Origin of the sequence: Christiangramia qingdaonensis, assembly GCF_048381525.1 — a bacterium.
Classification (GTDB): Bacteria; Bacteroidota; Bacteroidia; order Flavobacteriales; family Flavobacteriaceae; genus Christiangramia.
Map to the genome: position 1 here is coordinate 277,172 of NZ_JBLWIM010000012.1, position 6,950 is coordinate 284,121.

The following is a 6,950-nucleotide window of genomic DNA, read 5'->3' on the forward strand; positions in this document are numbered from 1 at the left end:
ATTATTTAGTTTTAAGCACCAATATATTGCCGTCTATAGACTTAAGTTTTATAGGGTTTCTACCTCGTAAATATTTCGGTAACTCCACCTTTCCATTCCTGCTTTCAGCATCAACAAGACCGGAACCTGTTTCCACCCGAATATTACCATCGTAAGTATTGATCGTAGCATTTCCTGCAAAATCCCTTAAGTCACTATAACCATCTTTAAGGTTCGCTGTTAGCTGGTTAAAGGATCCAGTTGTAATTAAAGAAGCTATATTAGAATCTACAGAAATTTCAAGATTCTCTGGAATCTCCAGTTCTAGCTCTAAAGAAAAGACCTTATGTGCACTTAATTTATCAAAGCCTCCGGTAAGTTCCTGGGGATAGCTCGTTTTTATGCTCAAATTACCGTTATCGACTTTTGTTTGAACAAGAATCTGATTAAAGTATTCACCTTCAGAATGAGTAATGAGCCTGATCCTGTCTGTATTGGTAGCGGTAATAGTAATTTTGAAAACCTCGTTGGTAAGTATATCGATGTATTCAATTCCTGAAGCATTGAAGATCTCGCGGGTATCACGCTGTGCATGTAGTGACACGCTGAAACAGAAAAACCACAGCAAACAAAACTTCTTCAACATCTTCCTTCAGTAAAAATAAAAACGTCCGGAACAAAAGATGTTCCGGACGTTGATTTGATCAGCTTAGCGTTGTAAATTTTTTGCTTCAATGCTTAAGGTTGCATGAGGTACTAAAAGCAATCTTTCTTTAGCAATCAGCTTTCCAGTAACTCTACAAATACCATAGGTCTTATTTTCGATCCTGTTAAGTGCATTCTTGAGATCACGAATAAACTTCTCCTGGCGAATAGCTAGTTGAGAGTTCGCTTCCTTGCTCATAGTTTCACTTCCTTCCTCAAAAGCTTTGAATGTTGGGGAGGTATCATCTGTACCATTATTTCCATCATTCTTATAGGCTGACTGATAATTAGACAACTGCTCCTGTGCTTTCTCGATCTTTGATTTGATCAAAGCCTTGAACTCGGCTAGATCTGCATCGCTGTAGCGTTCTTTTACATCTGTAGACATGGCTTAATGTTTTTTAATGAACAATTTAGTGGTGACATCATCAAATTCTACATCTGCACCTTCCTCCACCACCTCTGCAAATTCGAGGTTTGCAGTTAATGTTTCTGTTTTAATATAGGTTATATTATCATTCACGGCATCCTCGATCATACCGTCCTTCTGTAGGGTTACATCTATTGTATCAGTCACTTCAAAGCCTGAATCTTTTCGGAGGTTCTGGATCCTGTTTACCAGTTCCCTGGCAACACCTTCCCTTTTCAACTCCTCACTGATACTAACATCCAGTGCCACAGTTAGATTACCACTGCTGGCTACTAACCATCCTTCAATATCCTGAGAGCTTATTTCTACCTCAGCGAGTGACAAATTAACCATTTTTTCGTTAATGTTTAATTCGATCTCTCCTTCTCTCTCAATCTTTGCGATGTCCTCTGCAGAAAAATTATTCACCGCATTGAAAATCAACTTAATATCCTTACCAAATCTTGGACCAAGAACTCTAAAGTTAGGTTTTACCTGCTTAACCAGAAGTCCTGATGCATCGTCTATAAGCTCGATCTCCTTCACATTAACCTCAGACTTTATAAGGTCTGCAACCGCCTCGATTTCATGCTTTTGTGCATCATCAAGTACCGGAATCATTACCCTTTGCAAAGGTTGACGCACTTTGATCATTTCCTTCTTCCGTAGTGAAAGTACTAAGGAAGAGATCGTCTGTGCTTTTTCCATTTTGTGCTCCAGGGATTTATCAACAAATTCTGGTTGATAAACCGGGAACTCAGCAATATGTATAGATTCTGAAGTATCCTTCCCTGTAGCATTATTCAGATCTCTGAAGAGTCTGTCCATAAAGAATGGCGCTACCGGTGCTCCCAGCTTTGCCACAGTCTCCATACAGGTATATAATGTCTGGTAAGCAGAAATCTTATCCTGCTCGTAGTCACCTTTCCAGAAACGTCTTCTGCTTAAACGCACAAACCAGTTACTAAGGTTCTCCTGAACAAATTCTGAAATAGCACGGGTTGCTTTCGTTGGCTCATATTCAGCATAGAACCTGTCCACCTTTTCAATAAGTGAATGCAGTTCTGAAAGGATCCAGCGATCTATTTCAGGTCTTTTGTCAAGGTCTACATCTGCTTCAGCATACGTAAAACCATCTATATTCGCGTACAGTGTAAAGAACGAATAGGTGTTATATAAAGTTCCGAAGAACTTACGCTGAACTTCTCCAATTCCTTCAATATCAAATTTTAAGTTGTCCCATGGATTTGCGTTGGAGATCATATACCATCTCGTAGCATCTGGTCCATAAACAGCCAGCGTTTCAAATGGATCTGCTGCATTTCCAAGACGCTTGGACATTTTTTGCCCGTTCTTGTCCAGTACAAGTCCGTTAGAAACAACGTTTTTGTAAGCAACATCATCAAAGATCATGGTTGCGATCGCATGCAGCGTATAGAACCATCCTCGTGTCTGGTCTACACCTTCAGCAATAAAATCTGCCTTACGCCATTCATCTTCTACTTTTTTCTTATTCTCGAATGGATAATGCCACTGCGAGTAAGGCATCGAACCAGAATCAAACCAAACATCGATAAGGTCTGCTTCTCGCTTCATAGGTTTTCCTGAATCTGAAACCAGCGTGATCGTGTCTACCACATTCTTATGAAGATCTACTTTTTCGTAGTTCTCTTCACTCATGTCACCAGCTACAAAATCTGAAAATATATCTTTTTCCAGGACTCCGGCTTCCACGGCTTTCGCCATTTCCTCCTTTAATTGCGCTACAGATCCAATCACCTTTACTTCCTTGCCATCGTCGGTTCTCCATATAGGTAATGGAATTCCCCAATAGCGGCTACGGCTAAGGTTCCAGTCATTTGCATTGGCCAGCCAGTTTCCAAATCTTCCTTCACCGGTAGACTTCGGCTTCCAGTTTATGTTCTGGTTAAGTTCATGCATTCTGTCCTTGAACTCAGTTACCTTAATAAACCATGAGTCCAGCGGGTAGTATAAAATTGGCTTATCTGTTCTCCAGCAATTTGGGTAGCTGTGAACATATTTTTCAACCTTAAAGGCCCGGTTATCTTCTTTGAGTTTGATGGCCAGCTCTACATCTACAGACTTTTCTGGCGCCTGCCCATCATCATAGTATTCATTTTTCACATATTTCCCGGCAAATTCTCCTAACTCTGGTCTGAATTTACCCTGAAGATCCACTAGTGGAACCAGATTACCGTTCTCATCCTTTACAAGAAGCGGCGGCACTTCTGGAGAAGCCTGTTTTGCCACTAAAGCATCATCTGCACCAAAAGTTGGTGAGGTGTGTACGATTCCCGTACCATCTTCAGTAGTTACAAAATCTCCTGAAATTACTCTGAATGCGTTTTCAGGATGATCGTTTGGCTGAGCATAATCAAGTAGTTGCTCATATTTTATTTCAACAAGGTCTTTTCCAACAAAACCTTCGCCTATTAAAAACGGGATCTTTTTGTCACCTTCAGCATAAGCTTTCAGCTCTTCTTCCGAAGAAACTTTAGTGAATTTTTTATCGAATTGTTTTTCAGCCAGATCTTTTGCCACGATGATCGTGATTGGCTCAAATGTATATTGATTATATGTTTTTACGCTTACATACTGGATCTTAGGTCCAACAGTCAGTGCAGTGTTTGATGGTAAAGTCCAGGGAGTGGTAGTCCATGCGATTAGGAAAGCCCCTTCCAGCCCAGCGCCAACCGGTGCAGCAGACGAGTCTGTTATTTTGAACATTGCCGTTACCGTAGTATCGGTCACATCCTGGTAAGTTCCTGGCTGGTTAAGCTCGTGAGAACTCAAACCCGTTCCTGCCTTTGGAGAATATGGCTGAATGGTATAACCCTTGTAAATAAGATCCTTCTTATATATTTCTGAAAGCAACCACCATACAGTTTCCATGTACTTGGACTTGTAAGTGATATATGGATCTGTCATATCCACCCAGTACCCCATCTTTTTGGTAAGATCGTTCCAGACATCGGTATAACGCATCACGGCATTCTTACATGCCTCGTTATATTTTTCAACACTAATTTTTGTTCCAATATCCTCTTTAGTGATCCCAAGTTCCTTTTCCACGCCAAGTTCGATAGGAAGACCATGAGTATCCCAACCTGCTTTACGTTTAACCTGGTAACCTTTTTGAGTTTTATATCTACAGAAAATATCCTTGATAGAGCGGGCCATTACATGGTGAATACCAGGTAATCCATTTGCAGATGGAGGTCCTTCGAAAAAGATGTAAGATTCCTTGCCTTCGCGAGAACTTATACTCTTTTCGAAAATATCATTCTCTTCCCAGTAATTAAGAATTTCTTCAGCCACTTTAGGCAGGTCAAGACCTTTATATTCAGGGAATTTTGCACTCATTTTCTCCTATTTTCAAATGATGTGCGAAAATAAGGATTTTTAACAAAAGATGATATGATTCCTCGCTAAAAAACGACGGGTATTCAGGATCGAATAATTCTAAAATATGAAAGCATTGAAGTTGTTAAAAATTATAGCTTAGGGCTATGATCAAATTTCTTCCTGCTGCGGCAATTCCTGAAGAATAGGTACGATATCGTTGGTTGGTAATATTTTCCAATGAAACCGTAGCCAGCCAATTAGGGTTGAGACGGTATTGCCCGGTTAAATTAAGGGTGTACCAGGCCGGGGAATATGGATTTCCGTTCGAATCTGTGGCATATAAATAAGCCTTATCCTGCTCTCCCGGAGCTAGATCTTCAAAGTCAAACTCACCATTGTACTCAGCAAATAGGTCAAGTTTTAGTTTTCGCTTGTTCCAGACCAGATGTGTACTTCCAAACATAGGAGCCGCATGTCTTAAAGGCACATACTCCCCACCATCATTTTCTTCTCCATAGGTATAACTAAACTGAGAGTTCATACGTAAGGCTACCGAAAAATCAATTTCCAGTCCGGCTTCCAGTCCATAAACATAAGCATTGGCTGCATTTTGTATGGCCTGTACACGACTTGGTTCTCCCTGATAATCGATCTCGGTAACACCATCCAGATCATAATCTCTTCGAACCATCGCATCATCGAGGTACGTGTAATAAGCAGTTAGCCCAAAACGAAGATTATCGCTAAAATTGAAGTCGGCTCCAAGTTCTGCATTATAGGCATATTCCGACTTCAGGTCTGGATTAGGGACGACAACAGACCCAGGTTCAGAATCAAATATTTTACCAATATCATCAATATTTGGAGCACGAAAAGCGGTAGAAAGTCCCAGTCGCCAGCCCAAAAAATGACTCTGGCGCCAGTTAAGCCCAAGACTTCCAGTAAGCGCACCAGTGCTTATGTTTGCTTCCTCAAATGGAAAATCATAGAAACGATCCTCAAATCTTGCGTCCACCAGGATATGATTATAGCGCAAACCTGACTGCAAAGAAAGGTCCTTACTTATTTTCCACTGATAACTTGAATATACTGCCATGGATTGCCACTTTGAGTCATTAGGATACCTGCTAGCCGTATCTCCGGATTCTCCATTCTGAATATTTCTGAAAGCTCCTTCGGAAGCAACCGAATTAAGTACATATTCGAAACCATAGAACAACTTGCTCTCAGACAATGACTTTTCGAAATCCAGATTTGCTGAATAAGCATCTACATTTTCTTCCGTAGTGAAAAGTACAGGCTCTCCAAAATCCCGGTCATTTCTACTCTCGCCAAAATACTGATAAGCGCCTGTAAACTGAACTTTATCATAGAATTCTGAACGGCTACGATGATTGATTTTTAAATTTCCAAGAAACCAGGTTTGCGGACCATAATACCATTCTGCAGCACGCAAAACACCATCTTTCTTGCGGTATAGTCGGTCAAACCTCGGAAAATCGGAAGTCTGAGAGTAGACAAGTCCGAGATTAAAATCCCAGTCTTTGGATGGCATATATTTCACCTTTTGCAAGAGGTTGATCTGGTCATATCCTGTAGGCTTTTGAACCAGCGGATCTGGATTTTCCACCATCACATCGATGCCGTTCTGCCTTTCAGCATAATCAGGTCGCAGATAGTCGTCTGGACCATGTTCTCCCATCTTTAGATCACCAAAATCTGAATAAGTGATCCCGGTTCTAAAAGCCCAGTTTTCACGTCCTACATTTACATCTGCATGTACCGTATTTTCATTATTAGCAGTGGCAAAACGAGTATAAATGGAGCCTGAAACTGATGTGCCACCGGTAAAACTAAAATCTGGCTGCAGTGTATAAAAATTCATCACCCCGCCAATAGCATCACTCCCGTAAACCACAGAACCCGGACCAAGAATAACTTCGGCATTCTCAACCATTAATGGATCTACTGAGATCACGTTCTGAAGATTCCCGCTTCGGAAAATGGCAGAATTCATACGAACTCCATCCACGGTGAGTAATAATCTGTTAGTTGAAAAACCTCTTATCATAGGACTTCCGCCGCCTAACTGACTCTTTTGCACAAAAACCTGTCCCGTACTTTCCAGCAGATCTGCTGAAGTTTGAGGATTCGCCATTAGAATTTCAGAAGGAACGATGCTCACGATCTTCTGTGGAATTTCGTCTTTCTTAAGCTTAAAACGCGCCGCTGAGAGTGTGATCTGTTCCAGTTGATTTTCACCCGGTTCCAGAACTACGATACTGTTATTTTGAAGGATCTCTCTTTTTCTGCGATATACTTCTTTATAGGAAACCGACTTGAAAATAATGACTTCGGTATCTTGAAAATTAGTGATAATCGCCACTCCTTCAATATCTGAAATAGTGTATTTTGACTGATCCTGATTGTAAATGGCCACCCCGGCAACTGGTTCACCGGTATCACTATCCAGGATCCTGATCTCCTGTGC

4 protein-coding genes are annotated in these 6,950 nt (G+C 41.0%); all 4 read right to left on the bottom strand.

Translation table 11 applies throughout. The features are described 5' to 3' along the window. Position 1: 1 nt before the first annotated feature. Positions 2-625: a DUF4097 family beta strand repeat-containing protein gene (locus tag ACNI3T_RS06130; RefSeq protein ID WP_418227074.1), complete on the bottom strand. Its 624-nt coding sequence runs from the start codon at positions 623-625 to the stop codon at positions 2-4. 63 nt (positions 626-688) lie between these two features. Continuing rightward, positions 689-1,072 (bottom strand): TraR/DksA family transcriptional regulator, encoded by a 384-nt coding sequence (locus ACNI3T_RS06135; protein ID WP_322301699.1) that lies wholly within the window; start codon positions 1,070-1,072, stop codon positions 689-691. 3 nt (positions 1,073-1,075) lie between these two features. Further along, entirely contained in the window at positions 1,076-4,477 is a 3,402-nt protein-coding gene (gene ileS, locus ACNI3T_RS06140; RefSeq protein ID WP_418227075.1) for an isoleucine--tRNA ligase, read from the bottom strand. 124 nt (positions 4,478-4,601) lie between these two features. Further along, the coding region (locus ACNI3T_RS06145; RefSeq protein ID WP_418227076.1) for a TonB-dependent receptor plug domain-containing protein at positions 4,602-6,950 on the bottom strand (2,349 nt) is incomplete at its 5' end.

Excerpts from the sequence above, each read along its gene's own strand:
- ACNI3T_RS06130 (WP_418227074.1), bottom strand. The coding sequence starts at position 625 with ATGTTGAAGAAGTTTTGTTTGCTGTGGTTTTTCTGTTTCAGCGTGTCA.
- ACNI3T_RS06135 (WP_322301699.1), bottom strand. The coding sequence starts at position 1,072 with ATGTCTACAGATGTAAAAGAACGCTACAGCGATGCAGATCTAGCCGAG.
- ileS (WP_418227075.1), bottom strand. The coding sequence starts at position 4,477 with ATGAGTGCAAAATTCCCTGAATATAAAGGTCTTGACCTGCCTAAAGTG.